Raw genomic sequence first — 20,788 nt, forward strand, 5'->3', positions numbered from 1 at the left:
GCGTCCGAAGTAAGAGATAAGATGTAAGAAGTATGAAATAAAGATGCCGTCCTGGCTGAGCCTGGGCGGCATTTTGATTTATTATGCGTGCTGCTTTTTTGTTTTTCTTACTTCATACTTCTCACTTCCTTCGGATTTACGGTACGGGGTCATAGCCATGCCCACCCCAGGGATGGCAACGGCTTAACCGCCGTACGGTAAGCCATAATCCCCTGAATACCCCATGCTTTTTAAACGCTTCCAACGCATATTGCGAACAGGTAGGCGTAAACCGGCATTTGGGGCCCAGTAATGGGGAAATGATCCATTGATACAGCTTGATCAATGCGATAAAGGGGAGACTTAATATGCGCAGCAAAAACTTCATTCGGTGTGTTTTATTACAACATTTCGGGCGCTGTCTGGTTCAGGCATCCTGTATTGTCTGCAACAATTTCTTCAATACCAATTCCACCTTTTCCTTCACCAGGGCATATGGCGGCAATTCCCTGCCGGTATAAATTAAGAATAACGCCAACTGTCGCTTTTTTGTTTGCAAAGCCTGTTCCAGCGGCGCTTTTTGCAGGCGATATGCTTCGCGCATCAATCGTTTTATGCGGTTACGGTCAACAGCTTTTTTAAAATTACGGCTGCTTGCACTAAAGCCGGCCTGCAACGGGCCCGTCCCGGGCTGGTCGATCAGTTTGTACTGCACCCTGATGGGAAATGCAGTCACTGCCCGGCCTTCACTGAACAATTGTTCAATGATCTTGCGGCGCTTCAGCCGTTCTGTTTTATTTAAGGTAAACTTTTTCACCATTACGGTAACCAAAATAAAAAGTCCCGTCTCGGTTCGGCCAAGACGGGACTAAAGATATTTAAAACTGCATTCCCTATCCTTTCGGTTGGGGTTCGCTGCTTATTTTAATTTTCTTTCGTCGGAAACAGTCAGTTTCTTACGACCTTTTTTGCGACGACTGGCCAGTACCTTACGGCCATTGGCATCCTGCATACGCTTACGGAAACCATGAACGGTTTTACGACGACGGCGGTGCGGCTGAAATGTACGTTTCATAATTATTTTCTTTTTACACTTATTTTGAAATATGATCCGGGAGAAGCGGATCAGGTTCCAGTTTTCGCAGACGGGTCACCATACCCGCCCCGCCATAAGCGGATGAAAGGACCGCAAAGGTAGGGAATGTGAGCTGAAGAATGAAACGGTAAGCGTAAAAATGTTTTAATAAATGTGATCCACTACTGGAATACTACTATCCAGGTCAACGTGATGAGAGCGCACCGGTTCGCCAAAAAATATACTTGCATGGTTATCAAAGTCTTCAGTTGAATCGGTGGTATAAAACACCCGCCGTCCGCTTTTACTGCACCGGGTTTCCAGCTCAGTATGACGGTTCAGGTAATCGCCCAGGCTTTCAGCCACTATTTCGCCCTGCGATACCAGGGTTATACCCGCCGGCAAAAACTGCAATATTTTATCGCGCAATAAAGGGTAATGCGTACAGGCCAGCAACAAGGTATCAATACCCTGACCGGCGGCCATAATTTGCTGTATATGTTTCTTTACAAAATAATCGGCGCCGGGTTGTTGATGCTCATTGTTCTCTACAATGGGCACCCACATAGGGCAGGCTTCCTGGTACACAGTAATATCGGGAAAGAACTTTTCGATCTCAATGAGGTAAGAACCCGACTGAACCGTTCCATTGGTGGCAAGGATGCCTATCTTTCTTGATCTGGTGAAATTCCCGATGATCTCGGTTGTGGGCCGTATTACACCCAATACCCGGTTCTGCGGACATAATTTTTCCAGATCATGCTGTTGTATGGTGCGCAGGGCTTTTGCCGATGCGGTGTTGCAGGCCAGTATCACCAGGGGGCAACCCTGTTCAAAAAACCATTCTACACATTGCAACGTATACCGGTACACAGTATCAAAAGAACGGTTACCATATGGTGCCCGGGCATTATCGCCCAGGTATATATAATCGTACTGCGGCAGTTTCTTTACAATCTCCTTCATTACGGTAAGGCCGCCATAGCCCGAGTCGAATATTCCAATTGGTTGCATAACACAAATTTACCCATTGAAGGTTAAGCATAAAAAATAAAAAAGCCGCTCCATAAAGAAGCGGCCTTTAGTATTTTCAACTTATGAGTTGTTATGGTTTAACGCCGGTTTTAGGGGCAGGCGCAGGGCCAGCAGGTGCATTACCGGTTGGCAATTTGATATTAAGCTTTTTGGCAACCAGCGGTATAATATCATCACCGGGAGGAGCTACCAGCAAAGCTTCTTTTTCAAACACGTAGCCATATCCATTTTCTTTGGCTACAGCCTGTACAGCTTCGTATGCTTTTTTATTGATTGGGGCCAGCAGTTCCTGCTGTTTTTGTTGTAATTGTTGTTGAATGCGCTCTTCTTCGCCGCTTAAGTCCTGACCCATTTTGGAAAGGTCATTCTTCTTAACTGACTTCACAGCAGCTGTATAATTAACAGAGTCCTTGTTGAATTTATCAATAGCTGCGTAGAATGCATTCTGCTTTTCAGTATAGCTTTGGATCAATACCTGGCGCAGATCCTGCAATGTAGAATCGGCTTTTTTGGTTTCAGGCATTACGCTTACCAATTCCTGTGAACTGATATACCCGATCTTTGATTGGGCCTTTACTTCACCAGCCACTACCAGGCCCAGGGCGAACAACGTTACAGTAAAAAACTTTTTCATTGAATTTCAATTTTGATTACACCCCCTGGTCAGTTTTCTGTTGCCTGTGGGTGGACGGTTATTTGTTGTTTTAAGTTGAAAAAAACCTATTGGTGGTTGCTTTCCCCTTTTCGTCTTAAGTTTTATTTAACGCCCAGCTCTTTTAAAATATCCTCACTACGATCCAGTTTGGGGTCGGCAAAGATAACGGTAATTCCTTCACTTTTATCCAAAATAAAATCCAGTTGACGGTTAACTGCCAGCTTCTGGATTGCGTTGTATACCTTGTCCTGTATGGGTTTCACCAGCTCCTGCCGTTTTTTAAACAGATCACCTTCAAAACCAAAGCGTTTGCGCTGCAGGTCGCGTACTTCTTTCTCCCGTACAAACAGCTCGTCTTCCCGCTTTTTCTTTAATTCGGGGCTCAGCATCACCTGTTCTGCTTCAAAATCCTTGTACATTTTATCGAGTGCAGCCTGTTTGCTGTCGACTTCTTTTTGCCACATTTCGCTGAACTGATCGAGCTTTTTCTGGGCATCTTTATATTCAGGTAATTTATCCAGAATGTATTTGGTATCTACAATGGCATACCGGCCATACTGGGCCTGCGAGGCTAAGGCAAGCACCATCAGGCAGGCAATAAATAATACTTTTTTCATGGTGTTTCTATTTAAGGTTCGTGAATGGCGAATGATGAATTACCAGGCTCATTTCCACTATTCAGGCTCGTAACCTAACATAAATGTAAAGCGGGTTGCATCGCGTAAACGGCCGCCCTGCTGAAGACGGTCAAAGCCTACACCATAATCAAATCCAAGCAACCCGAACATAGGCAGGAAGAAACGCATACCCACACCGGCACTTCTACGCAGGCGGAAGGGATCGTACGTTTTGTAATCATACCATCCGTTGGCGGCTTCAAACCAAACCATACCAAAGATGGTACTGCTGGGATTGGTGGTGAAGGGGTACCGCAATTCCATCGTATACTTATTAAAGATAGTAAAGAACTGGCTGGCGTTCTGCTGATCGGGGTTGATCTTGGGATCACTATACTCATACACAGGATAACCACGATGCGCAATGATATCGTAACCCAGGATATAGCTACCGTTTGCCAAACCGGCATCACCCACCTGAAAACGTTCAAATGGTGAATAAGGCAGGCTCTTGTTATACCGGCCCATAAACCCGTATTTGGCGGCTGCACGCAATACAAACTGGCGGGTTTTGTCGGCCCCCATGGCCCGGCCAATAGGAATAAACCATTCGGCATTGACACGCCATTTATGGAATTCGGGCAGTTTATAACTATCCTGGCTGGTGGTATTCTCTTTAAATAATGAATAAGGTGGCGTAAACTGACCACTCAGCATAAAGTTAGAACCGCTGGTTGGGAATATAGGATTGGGACCAGCCGAATTGCGGTTAAGCGCAATTTTAACGCTCAGGTTGTTTGAAGTACCGTTCCTGAAATCAGCGGTGAACAAACGATAATTCGTCAGCTTGTACTGTGTATAGCTTAATGAATATACCAGGGTAAAGAAGTCATCGGGCCATTTTAATTGTTTACCCAATGAAATGCTGGCGCCGAAGTTTTTCAGCCTGTTGGTATCGCTGAAGAAATATCTTCCGCTGGCGTCAATACCGCCGGTGCGGAATACGCTCTTATACATGCTGAAGGTTAATGAATTCCTCTTCTTTCCACCTAACCAGGGCTCGGTAAATGAGAAGTTGTACGACTGGTATGCACGGCCGTTCGACTGCACACGCATGCTCAGCTTTTGTCCATCGCCGGTAGGCAAAGGATCCCAGGCCTTCTTATTGAAAATATTTTTAATTGAGAAGTTGTTGAACGAAACACCCAGCGTACCGGTTAAACCGATACCGCCACCCCAACCGGCACTCAGCTCCAGCTGGTCAGAAGATTTTTCTTCCACCGAATAATGGATATCCACAGTACCGTCTTCAGGATTGGGTACGGGGTTGATGCCGATCTTTTCCTGGTTGAAGAAGTTCAGCTGCGCAATTTCACGCTGTGAACGAATGAGGTCCTGGCGGCTGAATTTTTCACCGGGCAGCGTACGCAGCTCACGGCGAATAACGTGCTCTTTTGTTTTTTCGTTACCCGAAATGGTAACGTTCTTGATGGTAGCCTGGGGCCCCTCCTGTATACGGATCTCGAAATCGATGGTATCGTTGTACACGGCAGTTTCAACCGGTTCAACACGGAAGAAAAGATAACCATCGTCCATGTACAAACTGCTGATGTCGCCACCTTCCTGTGACATTTGTTTACCCAGCTTCTTATTCAGGATATCGAGGTTGTAAGTATCACCTTTAGTAATACCTAATAATATATTAAGGATCGAATCTGAATATTTGGTATTCCCTTTCCAGGCAACATTACCAAAATAATAGCGGCGGCCTTCGTCTACTTTCACATCCACTCTCAGGTTCCCTCTCTGGTTATAATATTTCTTTTCATCTACAATGGCAGCATCACGGTAACCGAGGGAGTTGTAATACTCCAGTACTTTTTCCTTATCTTCCTCATATTTCTTTTCACTGAACTTGGCCGAGCTGAATAATTTAAAGCGGAAATAAGGATCGAGGAATTCTTTGGTTCTGCTAACTGATAAAAAGCCGGCCTGGCTCAGGTATTCTTTAAAGGAAGGTCGCTTGGTTTCACCAAACGGACTTTTAGTAGTATCGGCAAAAAGGGTGATCTTGGTCATTTCCTTTGTGCCCTTCAATTGCTTTTTCAGCCGTTGTTCGCTCACCTGTTCATTGCCGAAAAAGCTCACGTTATCGATGCGTACTTTATGACCTTTTGTAATATATAAATTAACGACTACAGAGTTTGGCAAATTGGGATCGGTCGATTCTTCAATTCGAATAGTGGCACTTTGAAAACCTTTTTCGGTATAGAATTTTTTAATAACCTCTTCAGCAGTTCGTTTGGTGTTTTCGGTTACCACCCGGCCTTTTACAAAACCTATTTTACCTTTCAGCTCATCCTGATCGGCCTTGCGAATACCAATAAGGTGGAAGTCGGACAGGGCAGGCCGTTCAAAAACATGGATCTCTAAAAATAATTTATTGCCTTCGAGTTTGGTGAAGTAGATCTCTACGTTCGAAAAAAGGTGCTGGTTCCACAGGTTGGTGATCGCCTTGCTGAAATTATCGCCCCCCGGTATCATTACTTTATCCCCAACATTTATACCTGCAATGGATATAAGCAGTTGCTGATCGTACCGCTTGGTACCGGTAACCGTAATGCCGCCAATGAAATATTCTTTGGGACTTTTTGAGTTAATTATATTTTCTAATTCAGGATCAATTGACGTAGGAACGGTGTCGGTAGCGACCTGGGCACGCAGTGAGCCGACTGAAAAACATGCAAATACCAGTAAAAAAATACTAAAAGTACGCGAACGCTGCATTCCGGGGAGTTTAAAGTGGAGCAAATTAAGGGGGATTTATTAAAAGGGTTTGTTAAAAAGAAACATAATCGACGGAATCATAAAATATTCATGACCAATTCGTAATTATCCGTTTATATGTTCTTTTTTAATCTGATCGCCGGTTTTACCGAAGCGCCTTTCCCGCCCCTGATAATCCAGGATAGCCTCATACAGATTCTCTTTCCGGAATTCGGGCCAGCGAACATTGGTGAAATACAATTCTGCATAAGCTAATTGATATAATAAGAAATTACTGATGCGGTATTCGCCGCTGGTTCGAATCATTAATTCCGGGTCGGGAAAATTACTGGTGGCCAGGTATTGTTGCAGGGTGTTTTGCGTGATGGCTGCAGGGTCAATTTTTCCGGCTTTTACATCCTCGGCAATATGCTGTACGGCCTGTACCAGTTCCCACCGGCTACTATAACTCAGGGCCATTACCAGGTTCAAACCGGTGTTCTGACTGGTGATCTGCAGCGATTCGTTCAGCTCCTTTTGCGCATATTCGGGCAACATTTTTACGTCGCCGATCACGTGCAGCTTAATGTTATTCTTATTGAGGGTTTCAGTTTCCTTGCGTATAGTTTCTACCAACAGTTCAATAAGCCCCGTAACCTCGTATTGCGGGCGGTCCCAGTTCTCAGTAGAAAATGCATAGAGTGTAAGATATTCAACGCCCAGTTCGGCGCATCCTTCTACAATATTGCGCACGCTTTCCACGCCATGAAAATGGCCGTAGAGGCGGTCTTGCCCCTGTTCTTTTGCCCACCTGCCATTGCCGTCCATAATAATGGCTATATGGCGAGGAAGTCGTTGAAGGTTAATTTGCTCCCGTAGGCTTTGCATACCCTTTTTTTGAAGGGCACAAAGGTAGGAAAAAGTTACCTGTTCCGGGTTTCCAGTTTCCTGTTTCTGCGGGCTGGGGCCAACCTTTAACATTAGGTACTGGTATTAATAAGAAAGGTACCCGCTGAGGGGTACCTTACCTTCCTGGCTAAAGCCGGGATAATTATTTAATTCGCTGAAGGACAACGATATGAAGTCAGGTTCCAGGATATAGTGAGCTCGGCCAGCACATAGGCATCCTTTTGCTTTGAGTAACCGCGCTGGCGGCCTTCTATGCCAATAGGTTCGCCGGTTTCGTAGGAGCGGTCCTGTAATAACCCCGCTGGTGAGGTACTTCCATCAGGTAACAGCGGAAATTTATCGCTCCCTACATAAGTTTTGCTTACGTCATCGAGGTAATCGGTAGTAGTGTACCGGTATACGACCTCAAAACCCAGGTTCATGCGATCGTTGACGGCATATTTAATCCCTACCCCAATTGGTACACAAACGGCCATAGTACTGTAAGGTTTCCGGTCGGGATAAGCTGCGGTTCCCTGGCCTTCGGTTCCCAGCGGGCGCAGAAAATATTTCTTCCCATTGAGATAAGCATATGGATCGTAGCTGAAAACGCCCACACCGAAAGTTACATACGGAGTGAAGCTGTAATAAGGATCGGCCGGAACGAATTTATAGAAATTAAAATCACCTTGCAGGGTAAGTTCAAATACATTGGAGTTAAAGCTCAGGTTACGTCTGCGTTGATATTCGTTTTGGGTATTGTAAACATCCGAATAACCAAGACGGGCATAATGTGCGGCAACGCGTAAAGCTGTATAATTACCAAATTGTTTCCGGAAGAAAACACCAAGGGCGGGTTTGGGCCTGTTGAGTTTCGCTCTTGTATTCAGGTCACCAAAATAATGTGCTGCACCTGCCGATATACCAAACTCACCTTGCTGAACAATACTTTCATATTGGGCAGTAACCTTTTGCACACAAAGTACGGAGATAAACAGTAGTGCTGTTACAACCAATTTCTTCATAATTCGCAATTTAACATTAAGAACCGGATTCACCGGTAATTTTTCAGTATTAAAAGTTAATTCCTGGTATCCAAACCCCATGATAATTTATTACGCAGGGTTTGCAGGAAATTGTTTTCATTTAACCTAACGAGGCTCAGGGTAAAGGATTCCCGGCGTACAGCCAGTTGCACTTTTTTATCTACGAGTTCTTTACGTGAATCAAGGGCGCATATGAAATGATCGGTTCGTCCTTCAATTTCAAATGAAATTATATTATCATCAGGCACTATAATAGGCCGAACATTCAAATTATGTGGGGCTACGGGGGTAATTACAAAACTGGAGGATTCAGGAAAAACCACAGGACCATTACAGCTTAATGAATAACCGGTTGAACCGGTAGGTGTTGCTACAATCACGCCATCAGCCCAGTATGTATTTAAAAATTCACCATTCAGGTAAGTGTGAATTTTTATCATGGGTGATGTATCCGTTTTATGAATAGCAAATTCATTTAATCCGTATGGTACATCGCCAAATAATGGTTTGCTGGCATCCAGATGAATTAACGATCGCTTGTCTATTAGTATTGTGCGCTTCACCAGGGATTGTACCGCAATGTGCAATTCTTTACTGCCAATGCTGGCCAAAAAGCCCAGCCGGCCGAAATTAATACCCAGTACCGGGATATTCTTATCACGAACCAGTGTAACGGTATCCAGTAAAGTGCCATCGCCACCCAGACTTATCAAAAAATCGATTGCGTCGGTGAGGTCGCCTGAGTCAGAGAAAACGGTGGTGCGGTCAGAGAATCGCACCGAAGACTGTATCATTTCATAAAAAGGCTTGTATATAACCGGCTGAATATTTTCTTTGGCCAGTTCATCGAGCAGTTGTTGCACTTTGTTATACTGGTCATCATCAATAACCCGGCTATAAATGGCTACCTTCATACTATACGGTTAATAAATTTTCCTGTAGGTTAAAAATCACTCTTGATGTGTAAAAATAATCCCTTTTGTCCTATTTGGTTGAAGCTGTAGTCGAGCCGCAATATGAAGTCATAGAAAGTAACAATATCAACTCCAAAGCCACCGGTGTACAACATGCGGTTCGTGAGGGAATTCATGGTAAAACTCTTATTATAGGAATATCCCGCATCGCCAAACAGGCGGGCATAAATGCGAAATGGTATATGGTCGTGTGATCTTGATTTTATATAGGTTGGTACGCTGAATTTGAACAACTGATGCCGGTAACTTTGCCTGGTTAAAAAACCTGCTGAACCATCTATTACATAGTTTTCAAGACCGCGCAGGTACATATCGCCATACCCAAACATACGCTGGTTTATATAGGGCTGACTGAACGGGAAACGCAATGTGCCCACTCCCTGCCACATAAAGAAATCTTTCCTGGTCAGCGGCCAGCTTTTACTTGCCTTTCCGCTGATCTGCCACATGTTCATTTCCTTGTTGAATCCTCTTTTTGAAATGGTTCCTTCTGCCAGCCAGCCGGTGAGGGGGAACGGTTTGTAATCAACGTTCACATAACTGATGTTATAAAATAATTCGGGAAAGCTGATCTTGTTATGCTCGTAGTTGTAGTATTTGGGGTTCAGTTCGTTTATACGTGGGTCTACTTCCTGGCGGGTATACGATAACGAAAATGTATGTACGGTTCTTAATCCCGGGCGATAGGTATAATCAACGTGGGCCGACCATTGTTTTATGCCATCGCGCAGCGAATCAACAAACCGTTGCTGGTTATCGATGGTAGCATAATTTATTTCGCGGTTGAATGAGTAGGCAAAGCCGAGGCGGTAACCATGTTTCAGCGATTTGTCGGCATAAGGCTGATCGTACTGGAATTGGATCTGCTGGGTGTAACCGGTAATAAGCCATAGCTTCAGCTTATCATTACGGCCCGTAAAGTTGTTGTAGGTAAATTTAAATCCATAATTCACCCGGTCAACGCCATACCCCTGTTTGGCCCATTCGTTCAAATTGCGATCAACCGGTTTCAGGTAAGGAATGGGGAAAATATACCAGCGTTCTTTTACCTGTATAGAAATATCAACTACATAGCCCCGGAACGATTTCAGGGAAATGATCACTTCGTTGAACAGGGTGGTATTGATGAGCTGCTGGCGCGAAATCTCAAAAGCTTTTACCAGTTCGGGCAGGTAAATGGAATCGCCTGTTTTAAAGGGCAGCTCCCTTTCGATAATGTAAGGTTTGGTCCTTTTATTTCCTTCAATTATTATATCGCCCACAACAAAAGGCGTAGAGTAGTTGTTACTATTGCTGTTATTACTGATATAACCAGGGATAGCTGTGGACACATATAGTGAAGTATCCACAGGGGAGGGTTGTGCACATACAATTCCCACGCAACACAACAATTTTGCAAGTATACAATAGAATTTCTTTCCCATTCACATGCCCCGGCAAGCAGTCGCTTGTGTTTTCAAGTTTTATAAAAAAAAGCTGGCCGATCCTAATGTTGTGCTAAATGTTCAGATAGTTCATCAAGTGGTCGTAATTGTTCCGCAGTTCGTTTTCGTATAATTCCTCGCCAAAATAATATTTAACATTGTACTCGTATCGTTGAAAAGTAGCAACAATATCAGAAATCTCGAATTTATTGATTTTTATTGCTACAAAAAAGGAACTGGTGTTATTATCCCAATAACTATTTAACTGCGTAATTTGGGCATCGTTGGTTTCTACCAGTTTGCTGAGTTCGGAAAACGAAAAATTACGTTGTTCCATTTCAAGTACGATCAACCCGCCGGGTTCGCTGGCCCCTGTGGTTTTTCCTAATTCTTTTAACAGGTCAATAGCTGCAATGGAACCCACAAATTCATTTTCCTTATCTACAACCGGAACCAGGGAAAGATTATAATCATTCAACATTTGTACCGCCTCAATAAAGTGAGTATTGGCGTGTACGGCCACTTTTGAGAAGTGATTATCAATTGATTGGAGTGTTGCGCGTTCGTCAGTGTTCATGAGGTCCTCTTCAAATACCAAACCAAGGTATTTATCTTCAGCCACTACAGGTAATTGCATAACATGGAACTCCGACATCAGGTCCAGCGCCTGAATAACCGTGTCACTCAAATTGAGTGTGGGAATCGTGGCTGATATTAATTCTTTATTAAGCACTGATCAGAGTTTACTACCTATAAAGTGTTATACGATAAAAACCTGTAACCGGTTTGTATCCCGCTCAAAACCAAATAAAATATTTAATAGGTATTAACCTTAGCGAACAGTTAGGAAATTACCTTAACCAAATATAATCAATTATGACGATAGCATTCAGGCTACCGCTGCAGGCTCATTTAATTTTGTCAAAAATTTATGGAGGATGCGATTGAACTCGTCTGGCACTTCCATCATAGGCGCATGACCACATTTGTCAATAAAATGCAGTTCACTGTTGGGGATCAACCGGTGAAATTCCCGGCCTACAAACGGTGGGGTAATGGCATCATTATTACCCCAGATCAATAATGTGGGTTGTTTGATCTGATTGATATCTTCGCCCAGATTATTCCGGATGGCACTTTTTGCCAGTGCAATTATTTTAATGGCTTTCAGCCGGTTGTTCACGATCTCGTAAACCTCATCAACCAGTTCTTTGGTTGAAACCTTGGGATCGTAAAAAGTGAGTTCCGTTTTCTTCTTTATATAATCGTAATCGCCGCGTTTGGGATAAGTGTCACCCATACCATTCTCAAATAAGCCGGAACTGCCGGTTAAAATGAGCGATTTAATGCGTTCGGGCTGTTTCAACACATGTAAAATAGCTACATGGCCGCCGAGGGAATTCCCCAGCAGGTGCACATTCTGATAATTTTGATACTCAATAAATTTATGTACAAACTTCTGCAAACCACCTACGGAAGTATGCAAGAGGTCCATATCAAGCAAAGGGAGTAGGGGAACCACTACTTTATTGTGGTTCTTGAAGTAATTGATCAAATCACCAAAGTTGCTGAGGGCACCGAATAATCCATGCAGAAGTATTAGCGGTTCGCCTTCGCCTTCTTCAATATACTTGAATTTATCCACTTGTTTGATCGTATAATTCATCAGCTATGTCTGTTCAAGTCAGTCAATTAATCGCTAAAATAAACGTTTTACTGCAAATAATCCACCCTTGCAGTTTTCCACATTGCAATTTTAATGTAAGCTACTGATTTTTTTACGTTTTTGGTATATCACGCCTTATGCCCAGCTTGTTGGGCTAACCCGTCAAAAAAGTTACTGAGTTCAGTAAACATATTCTTGAATGCCGGGATCAGTTTTCCAAAACCATCTATAACCCAGGGGCCTAACGGCTGTAAAAATGGCCAGGTCATTGATTTAGCGATTGCTTCATCGCTGATCAGCTTAACCTTTTGTACAAAGAACAGGAGTACACTGAGGGTAAACATATACAAAATTGTATATAAAATGACCCCTCCTATTTTGTTGGCCCAACCCATCATAGCCAGCTCAACTGTTGATTCAATTAAACTGGCCACCCAGCGCACCACCAACACCACACCTATAAACACCACGGCAAATGAAAGGAACGGCAGCCATTTCGCAGATATATTAACGGAATCTTTCAAATATGCTGCCACCACCACCGATAACTTCATGGCCGCGGCTATGCCTGCAATAAACGCAAAAATGGAGAATACTGCAACAATAAGGCCTCGCCGTAATCCTTTGATGACGGCCATAACCAGCAATATTAGAACTAATATGTCTATGATCATAGTTCCTGAGGTACAACCTGCGCCAACTGCTACTTTGCTAACAATTCTTTAACAACTGCACTGATGGCCTTGCCATCGGCTTTACCGGCTAACTGTTTCGTAGCTGCGCCCATCACTTTTCCCATATCGGCCGGTGAAGAAGCGCCGGTTTCGGTAATGATAGTAGCAATAATTGCTTTCAGCTCTTCGCCGCTTAATTGTTTGGGCAGGAATTTTTCGATGACCTCAATTTCTTCCTGCTCTTTTTGTGCCAGATCGGTCCGGTTCTGTTGCTGAAAGATCTCCAGCGAATCTTTACGCTGCTTTACCAGTTTCTGCAACATTTTGATCTCGTCTTCCTCCTTCAGCTCGCCGCCTGCCCCTTCTGATGTTTTAGCCAGTAAAATAGCGGCTTTAATGGCACGCAAACTGCGAAGGGCTTTTTCATCCTTGGCCAGCATTGCGGTTTTCAGCTCGGCCATTATCTTTTGTTCTAAGTTCATACAGCGGCTTTTTGGATTATAATTTATTTTCTTTCAGTTGAATTTCCCTAAAACGGCCATAAAAATCCTTGGCAAAGGTCTTCATGAGGTCAACCAGCTCGGTTTGGTGGGTTGCCCGGTCAAAACTATCGGCCATGGTCATTATAGTTTGATAATAAAAATCGGCCATTTCATCTACCATCATCTCTTTCGTCCAAAGGTCCATCCGTAAAGCCGATTTATCGGCCGCATCCCAAAAAGCCAGCAACATGGCCCTTGCTTTTTGCCCCTGGTCGGCCGTACTGTCGGTTGCCTTCCACACAATTGACTCTGGAATATTTTTTTCGTCAAGCGCTACATCAATGGTAATAGTCGATTGCCTCATTTTGTTTGATTATCAGATTTTTACATTTTGAACCGCAAAAGTACACCGATTTTTAATAGCTTTTTGAAACCGGAGTCCTATTGCCTTCAGTAAATGTAAATTAACCCAATATTGAGATTAACAGGCCAGCACTCATATAATCGCTTTCAACAATACAACAACTGCACAAAATACGGCTCAAAAAATAGGGTACTAACCCGTTGGTAAATACAAGTTTATTTGATAATTTGGGGAATACGCTTAAAAAACTCCTGATCTCTTGCCGATGGCAACCAATCGGTATCCATGAAATTCTTTCTGAGAAAGCTAATCTATCTGTTAAGGTGTTATTTGCAGCAATAAAACATTCGAAGGGTTTGTGGTGAGCTTTTTTTATCATTTTACACGGCCATTTCTGTAAAATAAGAGATTTAATGCTCAATCATACATATTCCGCACCTTCCCAACCGCGGAACCGGGCTGGGCGGTTTGCGATTTACCTCATTAACCTGTGGAAAAACCAATCCTTTTATAGAAAAAGGCCTTTAACAAAGGCCTTTTCTTTTTGTAAACTTAAGTTGTTACTTTTGTTAACCTTATATTTATAGAATGAACAGTATTGACAAAATGGAATATAACACTACCAGGAACCACCTGGTAATGCGTGAATACGGAAGGCATATTCAAAAAATGATTGAATATCTGCTGACGCTCGAAGATCAGGAGACCCGCCAACGCAATGCTTATGCAGTGATTGAACTGATGGGATTTTTGAACCCTCATTTAAAGAACGTTGAAGATTTCAGACATAAATTATGGGATCACCTGTTCCTGATCTCCGATTTTAAACTGGCGGTTGAATCGCCCTATCCCATTCCCACACGGGAAACTTTAAAATCAAGACCAGGACCGCTGCCCTATCCCAAGCGCTATCCCAAATTCTCACACCTGGGCAAAAACCTGGAGTTGGTTATCAATAAGGCATTGAAAGAAGAATCGGGCGACAAACGCCAGGGCTTTGCCAATGCCATTGCCTATTATATGAAACTGGCTTATAATAACTGGCATAAAGAAACAGTACACGATGACGCCATTCAGGGCGAATTGACCAATATTACCGAAGGCCAGCTAACATTTACCAACACCCCTTACGTTCGTCAGCATCGCCCCAGCGACAACCGCGACCGCGATCGTGGCGGTTATGGCGATTACCGTAATAAACGCGGTCAGAAGTTCCAGGGCCGTGGCGGCCGCGATAACAGGGACCGCGATGGCGGTGGCCGAAACGACCGCAAAGACCGCAATGACCGGGGCGGGAAGTTCAAGAAAAGATATTAATAGGGAAGTAGGAATTTCGCACTTCCAGCCATCAAACAGGTGGATAAAAGAATTATTAATAAATAAAACCCCGACAGTAAAAGCTATTGTCGGGGTTTTATATTTGCAGCTTATTATGGGTACCACCCAAGGTTAAAAACCAGGAAAAAGTAACTATGAATTCTTTTGAAGTCATCGGCGGTAAAAAATTAAAAGGAGAAATCGTTCCGCAAGGCGCAAAGAACGAAGCACTGCAAATCATCAGTGCCGTATTGCTTACGTCTCAAAAAGTAACCATTACCAATATTCCCGACATTTTAGATGTAAACCTGTTGATCGAATTGCTGGGCGAAATGAACGTAAAGATCGAACGCCCGCAACGAGATACCTGCATATTTCAGGCCGATGACGTAAACGTAGATTACCTGCGCAGCGATGGCTATAAGCAAAAAAGCGGTCGCCTGCGGGGCTCCGTTATGCTGGCCGGCCCTATGCTGGCCCGTTTTAGAAAAGCCTATATTCCCAAACCCGGTGGCGACAAAATAGGCCGCCGCAGGCTCGATACCCATATAATTGGTTTCGAAAAACTGGGCGCTACCTTCAATTATTTACCCGAAGATGGCTTTTTTGAACTGCAGGCGCCCGACCTCAGGGGCAACTACCTCATGCTTGATGAACCCTCTGTTACCGGCACCGCCAATATCGTTATGGCAGCAGTAATGGCCGAGGGCATTACCACCATTTATAACGCCGCATGCGAACCGTATCTTCAGCAGCTCTGTAAAATGCTTAACCGCATGGGCGCAAAAATAAGCGGTATCGGAAGCAACCTGCTTACCATTGAAGGCGTACAATCGCTCAATGGTACCGAACACCGCATGCTGCCCGATATGATCGAGATCGGTTCGTTTATAGGACTGGCAGCCATGACGCAAAGTGATATCACCATAAAAAACGCCGGGATAGAACACCTGGGCATTATTCCCGATAAATTCAGGCAGCTGGGTATTCAGCTGCAATTTGAAGGCGATGATATTCATGTGCCCGCACAGGAGGTGTATGAAATTCAAACCTTCCTCGATGGGTCGGTGCTTACCATTTACGATCATCCCTGGCCGGGTTTTACCCCCGACCTGCTGAGCATTGTGCTCGTAGTGGCCACCCAGGCCCGCGGCAGCGTGCTCATTCATCAAAAGATGTTCGAAAGCCGCCTGTTCTTTGTTGACAAGCTTATTGATATGGGCGCCCAGATCATTTTATGCGACCCCCATCGTGCTGCCGTGATCGGTTTAGGCCGCGAACAAAACCTGCGGGGTATTCAAATGAGCAGCCCCGATATCAGGGCCGGGGTATCGCTCCTGATCGCAGCACTGAGCGCCGACGGTAAAAGTGTGATCCAGAATATTGAACAGATCGACCGCGGCTATCAGTACATCGATAAACGCCTGCAGGCACTGGGCGCAGATATCAAAAGAATATAAACGTGGCAAACCGGTAACAGCGCTTACGCAGGAAATTAAAATTCAGAACCCCATATAACTCAAACCACAAGACCTGTTCATGTTTCAACCCAATAATAAAATAATAATTATCACCGCCCCTTCCGGCGCCGGCAAAACATCTATTACACATTTCTTATTAAAAGAATTTCCCCAGCTGGCTTTTTCGATATCTGTGGCTACCCGTAATAGACGCGAAAACGAAGTAGAAGGAAAAGATTATTATTTTATTACTGAAGAAGATTTTACCCGCAAGGTTCAGCATAATGAGTTTGTGGAATGGGAAATGGTGTATGAAGGAAAATATTACGGCACCCTGAAATCGGAACTGGAACGCATCTGGAACAACGGGCAGGTGCCCGTGCTTGATATAGATGTAAAAGGCGCCATACACGTACAACAACAATTCCCCGATACTACCCTGTCAATATTTGTTGAGCCACCTTCGGTTGATGAGTTAAAGCGGCGACTGAGCTCAAGGGGAACCGAAACCGAAGAAACCCTGCAGGCAAGGGTGAACAAAGCCTCCTACGAGATCTCCTTTAAACATCATTTTCATAAAATAATCCTGAACGATAACCTCGAAAAGGCCTGTAAACAGGCTAAAGAAGTGATACAACAGTTCCTGTTTGGGGCCTGAGATCAGGGCGCCGGAAACCCTGAACTGTGAACAGAGGCCTTGATTCTTGCGGTTTTTTTATATTTTCGTAACCCAAACTATGAGTTTTATCACCATTATAGGCATTTGCATTGGCATCGCCTTTTTGTTGGTCGCCTATTTTGCCGGTATTGAGATCTCATTTACCTCGGCGAACCGGCTGAATATTGAACTGAAAAAGAAACAGGGCGCCAGCAGTGGTATTTTGTTATCAAATCTGTTCGATAACCCCTCCCGTTTTATAGGTACTAATGTAGTAGGTTTCAGCTTTTTCCTCACGATCGTGGTTTTGTTGGGGTCAATCTTCTGGAATGAATTATTCCACTGGGAAACCATGGATTTTTCGGCCAAATCATTCATAACAGTTTTTCGCCTGCTTTTTGAGATCCTGGTGTCGTGGCTGCTGATCATTTTGTTTGGCGAATGCATTCCAAAGGCCATTTTCAAGGCAAAAAGTGACTCCCTGCTGTCATTTTCGGCCAGGGTTGGCCTGCTGGGCCTGTTCGACCAGTTATTTTACTGGATAGCCGCCGCCTTCGTAAAACTTTCGATCTTCATCCTGAATGTGATCTTCGATATGCGCATCGACAAGCGCAAGGAACCCTTTTCACGCAGCGATCTCGATCACTTCTTCCAGCAAACCAGTGAATATAACAGTGAGGGGAGCGACATGAACACCGAGCTGTTCGAGAATGCCCTGTCGTTACCCAAAATAAAAGTGCGCGAATGCCTGGTACCCCGTAAAGAAATTGAGGCTATTGAGTTGAATACCACTGTGGAGGAAGCCCGTAAAAAATTTATTTCAACCCGGCTGAGCAAGCTTATCGTGTATGCAGGCAATATTGATCATATTCTGGGCTATATTCACCAGCTTGACCTTTTCAAACAACCAGACCACGTAAAGGAAATTTTGCTGCCCATTCCCGCCATACCCGAAAGCATGAGCGCCACCGACCTCATTAATAAATTCACCAAAGAACGTAAAAGCATTGCCTGGGTAGTGGATGAATTTGGCGGAACCGCGGGTATAGTTACCATGGAAGACCTGCTTGAAGAGATATTTGGCGAAATAAAGGATGAGTACGACGTGGAAGAATTTGAGGAGAAAATGATCTCTGAAGACGAGTATATTTTATCGGGCCGGCTCGAGCTGGATTACCTGGTAGAAAAGTACAAACTCGAATTCCCGGAAAATGATTCCGAGACCCTGTCGGGCTTTATTATTCACCAGCACGAAACCATTCCCCGCCTGAAAGAGCGCATAATCATTGGCAATTACGAATTTGAGGTGCTGAATGTTAGCGATACCAGAATTGAGATGGTGCGCCTGAAGATCCTGCGATAAACCAGTTTCCAGTTCCCGGTTTCCAGTTACCAGGCTTGAATTTCGATACCTCTGCAAATAATCGGGTTCTCCAAATTTTTTGCCCGGTATCCCGTAACTGGTAACCAGCAACCACTTAAAAACTAACTTTTCCCCGGTACAGGTTTCCCAACCATCGAGTATCCCCGCTTATTTCCTGCCCTTAACAAGCTTTATGTTGATACCTACCCGATAAGCCTTAAATTTGCCCCGCTTTTATTATTATTATTCAGACTTTATGGCGATCCTATGGCGATAACCTTTTTTGAAAGAAGGAGCAATGATACGGAGATGACCTTTATTGATCATCTTGAAGAATTACGCTGGCACATTATGCGCTCTGCTGTGGCTATTTTAGTTGCGGCAATTGTTATTTTTATAAATATCGATTGGGTATTCGACAACGTCGTAATGGGGCCGGTGCGCAACAATTTTGTCTCGTACCGGGCATTGTGCAACTTCAGTCATTTCCTGAGAATTGGCGATGCGCTCTGCATGCCGCCCATTCCACCCGGTTATAAATTACTGGGCACTACGGTAAGCGGCCCGTTCATGTCGGCCATTCAAATTGGCGTCATTGGCGGTTTTATTGCAGCATTCCCTTTCATTTTCTGGGAATTCTGGAAATTTGTAAAACCGGCCTTATCGCCCAAGGAATTAAAATACAGCCGCAATGCTATATTCTTTGTTTCGCTGTTCTTCTTTTTAGGCGCAGCCTTTGGATACTTTTTACTGGCGCCATTTACTTATAATTTTCTGGCCAATTTTACGCTGGGCCAGGCCGGTATGTACGAGTATAAACCTTCGTTGAGTGATTACATCGACAACCTGGTTGATATTATATTAGGGTGTGGTATTGCCTTCGAATTACCAATATTATCGTACGTACTTACCAAGATCGGGTTAATTACGCCGCGGTTCCTTTCAACCTATCGTAAATATGCCTACGTGGCCATTCTGGTGGTGGCGGCCATTATTACGCCCTCACCCGACTGGACCAGCCAGATGATCGTGTTTTTACCGCTGGTGTTCTTATATGAATTAAGCGTTATTGTGTCAAAACGCGTGTATAAGAGAACCCAGGAAGAGGAAGACAACTGGCAATAATATTAGCTGATAAAAATTATAATTAGTCAACTCAATCAAAATATGTTCGAATTCTCAAAACCCATTGCCATTGGCAGCGATCATGCAGGTTATGATTATAAAGTGGCACTTGTAAAATGGTTAACCGAAAAAGGATACACCGTAGCCGACAAAGGCGTTGATGAAAACAAATCAGTAGATTATCCTGATTACGCGCATCCGGTGGCTGATTCGGTAGAAAAAGGGGAAGTAGCATTTGGAATATTACTTTGCGGCAGCGCCAATGGCGTTTGCATTACCGCCAACAAACACCAGGGTATACGCGCCGGCCTTTCATTTGAAACAGAAGTGGCCCGGTTAATACGTCAGCATAATGATGCCAACGTGATCTGTATTCCGGCCCGTTTTGTTTCGCTGGAAATTGCCAAAGAAATGATCGAGATCTTTATTGCCACCCCGTTTGAAGGTGGCCGTCACCAAACAAGGGTGAATAAAATAGCTTGTGTTTAAAACTATCTAAGGGCAACATAAAGCCGGAAAGGAACAGCTTAACAGCCTTCCTTTCCGGCTTTTTAATTTATTGGCTGCCCCAAAAAAGATCAATGAAGGGGCTCCTTTATTAAATTAATGGAAGATCGAAAAAAATGGATCGGCGGGTTCTACAATTGAATCGACGAAACAGGTACACATCAAATAAACACTTAGATGTTAAGCAATTACACAAGATTTTTCCTTTGCAAGCGTTAGTACTCGTACAAAATAATCCGTTTTTATGAAGAATGACCGTTTATTGAAAAAGACCCTTTTAAGCGCTGCTTTTACTTTGGCTATGGTAATTTCTCAAACTGTTAACGCACAGGACGCCAATGCCAACGCTGCAGCAACTGAAAAGAAAGAATCGCACAGCGACAATCGCGCAGAACACAGGGACCGCCGCGACTTTAAACACGACAGAAAAGATTCTGTTGGTGCAAAAGAAAGAAAAGCAGAACTAAAAGATAAAAAAGAAGATCGCAAGGATGTACGTGAAGACCGCCGCGATAAGAAAGAAGATAAAGCCGAAGACCGCAAAGACAGGCGCGAAGACAAACTCGACAAAAAAGAAGACCGCAAGGATAAACACGAAGACCGCCGCGACTTAAGAGAAGACAGAAGAGAGCATCCGAAAAAAGATTCCACCCATCACGTATAATGTATTCACAACAAGGCCCCGCAAAAAAACGGGGCCCTTTTTCCTAAAT

23 protein-coding genes are annotated in these 20,788 nt (G+C 44.0%); 7 read left to right on the plus strand and 16 right to left on the minus strand.

All coding sequences use genetic code 11. The features are described 5' to 3' along the window. Positions 1 to 136 precede the first annotated feature (136 nt). The 16 genes from yidD to gldC all read right to left on the minus strand — a co-directional run bounded on the left by yidD (position 137) and on the right by gldC (position 13,645). Positions 137 to 367, minus strand: coding sequence for a membrane protein insertion efficiency factor YidD (yidD, locus tag A3860_RS01380; protein WP_081144737.1), 231 nt, complete (start codon positions 365 to 367; stop codon positions 137 to 139). A 39-nt stretch (positions 368 to 406) separates the two neighbouring features. Continuing rightward, complete coding sequence (locus tag A3860_RS01385) at positions 407 to 799, minus strand: ribonuclease P protein component (RefSeq protein WP_081144738.1); 393 nt, start codon at positions 797 to 799, stop codon at positions 407 to 409. Between the two features lie 99 nt (positions 800 to 898). Then, complete coding sequence (gene rpmH / locus A3860_RS01390; protein ID WP_014222732.1) at positions 899 to 1,054, minus strand: 50S ribosomal protein L34; 156 nt, start codon at positions 1,052 to 1,054, stop codon at positions 899 to 901. Positions 1,055 to 1,219: 165 nt separating this feature from the next. Next, positions 1,220 to 2,068 (minus strand): glutamate racemase, encoded by an 849-nt coding sequence (murI, locus tag A3860_RS01395; protein WP_081144739.1) that lies wholly within the window; start codon positions 2,066 to 2,068, stop codon positions 1,220 to 1,222. Between the two features lie 91 nt (positions 2,069 to 2,159). Further along, on the minus strand, positions 2,160 to 2,723 hold the full coding sequence (locus A3860_RS01400) for an OmpH family outer membrane protein (protein ID WP_081144740.1): 564 nt from the start codon (positions 2,721 to 2,723) through the stop codon (positions 2,160 to 2,162). Between the two features lie 122 nt (positions 2,724 to 2,845). After that, complete coding sequence (locus tag A3860_RS01405) at positions 2,846 to 3,361, minus strand: OmpH family outer membrane protein (protein ID WP_081144741.1); 516 nt, start codon at positions 3,359 to 3,361, stop codon at positions 2,846 to 2,848. Positions 3,362 to 3,418: 57 nt separating this feature from the next. Next, a complete protein-coding gene (locus A3860_RS01410) occupies positions 3,419 to 6,148 on the minus strand; it encodes a BamA/OMP85 family outer membrane protein (RefSeq protein ID WP_081144742.1) in 2,730 nt (909 codons plus the stop codon). A gap of 105 nt (positions 6,149 to 6,253) precedes the next feature. Continuing rightward, positions 6,254 to 7,015 (minus strand): isoprenyl transferase, encoded by a 762-nt coding sequence (locus tag A3860_RS01415; RefSeq protein WP_081145145.1) that lies wholly within the window; start codon positions 7,013 to 7,015, stop codon positions 6,254 to 6,256. Positions 7,016 to 7,182: 167 nt separating this feature from the next. Next, on the minus strand, positions 7,183 to 8,040 hold the full coding sequence (gene porG / locus A3860_RS01420; RefSeq protein ID WP_081145146.1) for a type IX secretion system protein PorG: 858 nt from the start codon (positions 8,038 to 8,040) through the stop codon (positions 7,183 to 7,185). Between the two features lie 56 nt (positions 8,041 to 8,096). Then, on the minus strand, positions 8,097 to 8,975 hold the full coding sequence (locus tag A3860_RS01425; RefSeq protein ID WP_081144743.1) for an NAD kinase: 879 nt from the start codon (positions 8,973 to 8,975) through the stop codon (positions 8,097 to 8,099). 29 nt (positions 8,976 to 9,004) lie between these two features. Continuing rightward, entirely contained in the window at positions 9,005 to 10,384 is a 1,380-nt protein-coding gene (locus tag A3860_RS01430) for a POTRA domain-containing protein (RefSeq protein WP_158085114.1), read from the minus strand. A 148-nt stretch (positions 10,385 to 10,532) separates the two neighbouring features. Then, on the minus strand, positions 10,533 to 11,192 hold the full coding sequence (locus tag A3860_RS01435; protein ID WP_081144745.1) for a CBS domain-containing protein: 660 nt from the start codon (positions 11,190 to 11,192) through the stop codon (positions 10,533 to 10,535). Between the two features lie 156 nt (positions 11,193 to 11,348). Further along, a complete protein-coding gene (locus A3860_RS01440; protein WP_081144746.1) occupies positions 11,349 to 12,125 on the minus strand; it encodes an alpha/beta fold hydrolase in 777 nt (258 codons plus the stop codon). A 128-nt stretch (positions 12,126 to 12,253) separates the two neighbouring features. Beyond that, positions 12,254 to 12,799: a CvpA family protein gene (locus tag A3860_RS01445; protein ID WP_081144747.1), complete on the minus strand. Its 546-nt coding sequence runs from the start codon at positions 12,797 to 12,799 to the stop codon at positions 12,254 to 12,256. A gap of 29 nt (positions 12,800 to 12,828) precedes the next feature. Next, positions 12,829 to 13,281: a GatB/YqeY domain-containing protein gene (locus A3860_RS01450; RefSeq protein ID WP_081144748.1), complete on the minus strand. Its 453-nt coding sequence runs from the start codon at positions 13,279 to 13,281 to the stop codon at positions 12,829 to 12,831. Between the two features lie 16 nt (positions 13,282 to 13,297). Continuing rightward, on the minus strand, positions 13,298 to 13,645 hold the full coding sequence (gldC, locus tag A3860_RS01455; protein ID WP_081144749.1) for a gliding motility protein GldC: 348 nt from the start codon (positions 13,643 to 13,645) through the stop codon (positions 13,298 to 13,300). Between the two features lie 588 nt (positions 13,646 to 14,233). Here gldC and A3860_RS01460 point away from each other — a divergent pair. From A3860_RS01460 to A3860_RS01490, 7 genes are all read left to right on the plus strand, one after another. Continuing rightward, the gene (locus A3860_RS01460) at positions 14,234 to 14,962 is read left to right on the plus strand and encodes a DUF4290 domain-containing protein (protein WP_245843449.1); all 729 of its coding nucleotides are present in this window, start codon (positions 14,234 to 14,236) and stop codon (positions 14,960 to 14,962) included. Between the two features lie 155 nt (positions 14,963 to 15,117). Then, positions 15,118 to 16,422 (plus strand): UDP-N-acetylglucosamine 1-carboxyvinyltransferase, encoded by a 1,305-nt coding sequence (gene murA, locus A3860_RS01465; RefSeq protein ID WP_081145148.1) that lies wholly within the window; start codon positions 15,118 to 15,120, stop codon positions 16,420 to 16,422. 79 nt (positions 16,423 to 16,501) lie between these two features. Next, positions 16,502 to 17,080: a guanylate kinase gene (gene gmk, locus A3860_RS01470; RefSeq protein ID WP_081144750.1), complete on the plus strand. Its 579-nt coding sequence runs from the start codon at positions 16,502 to 16,504 to the stop codon at positions 17,078 to 17,080. A gap of 79 nt (positions 17,081 to 17,159) precedes the next feature. Further along, positions 17,160 to 18,443 (plus strand): hemolysin family protein, encoded by a 1,284-nt coding sequence (locus tag A3860_RS01475; RefSeq protein WP_081144751.1) that lies wholly within the window; start codon positions 17,160 to 17,162, stop codon positions 18,441 to 18,443. 267 nt (positions 18,444 to 18,710) lie between these two features. Continuing rightward, the gene (gene tatC / locus A3860_RS01480; protein WP_081144752.1) at positions 18,711 to 19,568 is read left to right on the plus strand and encodes a twin-arginine translocase subunit TatC; all 858 of its coding nucleotides are present in this window, start codon (positions 18,711 to 18,713) and stop codon (positions 19,566 to 19,568) included. A 42-nt stretch (positions 19,569 to 19,610) separates the two neighbouring features. Beyond that, positions 19,611 to 20,057 (plus strand): ribose 5-phosphate isomerase B, encoded by a 447-nt coding sequence (rpiB, locus tag A3860_RS01485; protein ID WP_081144753.1) that lies wholly within the window; start codon positions 19,611 to 19,613, stop codon positions 20,055 to 20,057. 262 nt (positions 20,058 to 20,319) lie between these two features. Continuing rightward, positions 20,320 to 20,739, plus strand: a complete 420-nt coding sequence (locus A3860_RS01490; protein WP_081144754.1) for a hypothetical protein — start codon at positions 20,320 to 20,322, stop codon at positions 20,737 to 20,739. Positions 20,740 to 20,788 lie beyond the last annotated feature (49 nt).

It is taken from the genome of Niastella vici, from assembly GCF_002077945.1.
GTDB lineage: Bacteria > Bacteroidota > Bacteroidia > Chitinophagales > Chitinophagaceae > Niastella > Niastella vici.

Bases quoted from the DNA above. Each gene is read 5' to 3' on its own strand.
- yidD (WP_081144737.1), bottom strand. From the start codon at position 367: ATGAAGTTTTTGCTGCGCATATTAAGTCTCCCCTTTATCGCATTGATC.
- A3860_RS01385 (WP_081144738.1), bottom strand. From the start codon at position 799: ATGGTGAAAAAGTTTACCTTAAATAAAACAGAACGGCTGAAGCGCCGC.
- rpmH (WP_014222732.1), bottom strand. From the start codon at position 1,054: ATGAAACGTACATTTCAGCCGCACCGCCGTCGTCGTAAAACCGTTCAT.
- murI (WP_081144739.1), bottom strand. From the start codon at position 2,068: ATGCAACCAATTGGAATATTCGACTCGGGCTATGGCGGCCTTACCGTA.
- A3860_RS01400 (WP_081144740.1), bottom strand. From the start codon at position 2,723: ATGAAAAAGTTTTTTACTGTAACGTTGTTCGCCCTGGGCCTGGTAGTG.
- A3860_RS01405 (WP_081144741.1), bottom strand. From the start codon at position 3,361: ATGAAAAAAGTATTATTTATTGCCTGCCTGATGGTGCTTGCCTTAGCC.
- A3860_RS01410 (WP_081144742.1), bottom strand. From the start codon at position 6,148: ATGCAGCGTTCGCGTACTTTTAGTATTTTTTTACTGGTATTTGCATGT.
- A3860_RS01415 (WP_081145145.1), bottom strand. From the start codon at position 7,015: ATGCAAAGCCTACGGGAGCAAATTAACCTTCAACGACTTCCTCGCCAT.
- porG (WP_081145146.1), bottom strand. From the start codon at position 8,040: ATGAAGAAATTGGTTGTAACAGCACTACTGTTTATCTCCGTACTTTGT.
- A3860_RS01425 (WP_081144743.1), bottom strand. From the start codon at position 8,975: ATGAAGGTAGCCATTTATAGCCGGGTTATTGATGATGACCAGTATAAC.
- A3860_RS01440 (WP_081144746.1), bottom strand. From the start codon at position 12,125: ATGAATTATACGATCAAACAAGTGGATAAATTCAAGTATATTGAAGAA.
- A3860_RS01445 (WP_081144747.1), bottom strand. From the start codon at position 12,799: ATGATCATAGACATATTAGTTCTAATATTGCTGGTTATGGCCGTCATC.
- A3860_RS01450 (WP_081144748.1), bottom strand. From the start codon at position 13,281: ATGAACTTAGAACAAAAGATAATGGCCGAGCTGAAAACCGCAATGCTG.
- gldC (WP_081144749.1), bottom strand. From the start codon at position 13,645: ATGAGGCAATCGACTATTACCATTGATGTAGCGCTTGACGAAAAAAAT.
- A3860_RS01460 (WP_245843449.1), top strand. From the start codon at position 14,234: ATGAACAGTATTGACAAAATGGAATATAACACTACCAGGAACCACCTG.
- murA (WP_081145148.1), top strand. From the start codon at position 15,118: ATGAATTCTTTTGAAGTCATCGGCGGTAAAAAATTAAAAGGAGAAATC.
- gmk (WP_081144750.1), top strand. From the start codon at position 16,502: ATGTTTCAACCCAATAATAAAATAATAATTATCACCGCCCCTTCCGGC.
- A3860_RS01475 (WP_081144751.1), top strand. From the start codon at position 17,160: ATGAGTTTTATCACCATTATAGGCATTTGCATTGGCATCGCCTTTTTG.
- tatC (WP_081144752.1), top strand. From the start codon at position 18,711: ATGGCGATAACCTTTTTTGAAAGAAGGAGCAATGATACGGAGATGACC.
- rpiB (WP_081144753.1), top strand. From the start codon at position 19,611: ATGTTCGAATTCTCAAAACCCATTGCCATTGGCAGCGATCATGCAGGT.
- A3860_RS01490 (WP_081144754.1), top strand. From the start codon at position 20,320: ATGAAGAATGACCGTTTATTGAAAAAGACCCTTTTAAGCGCTGCTTTT.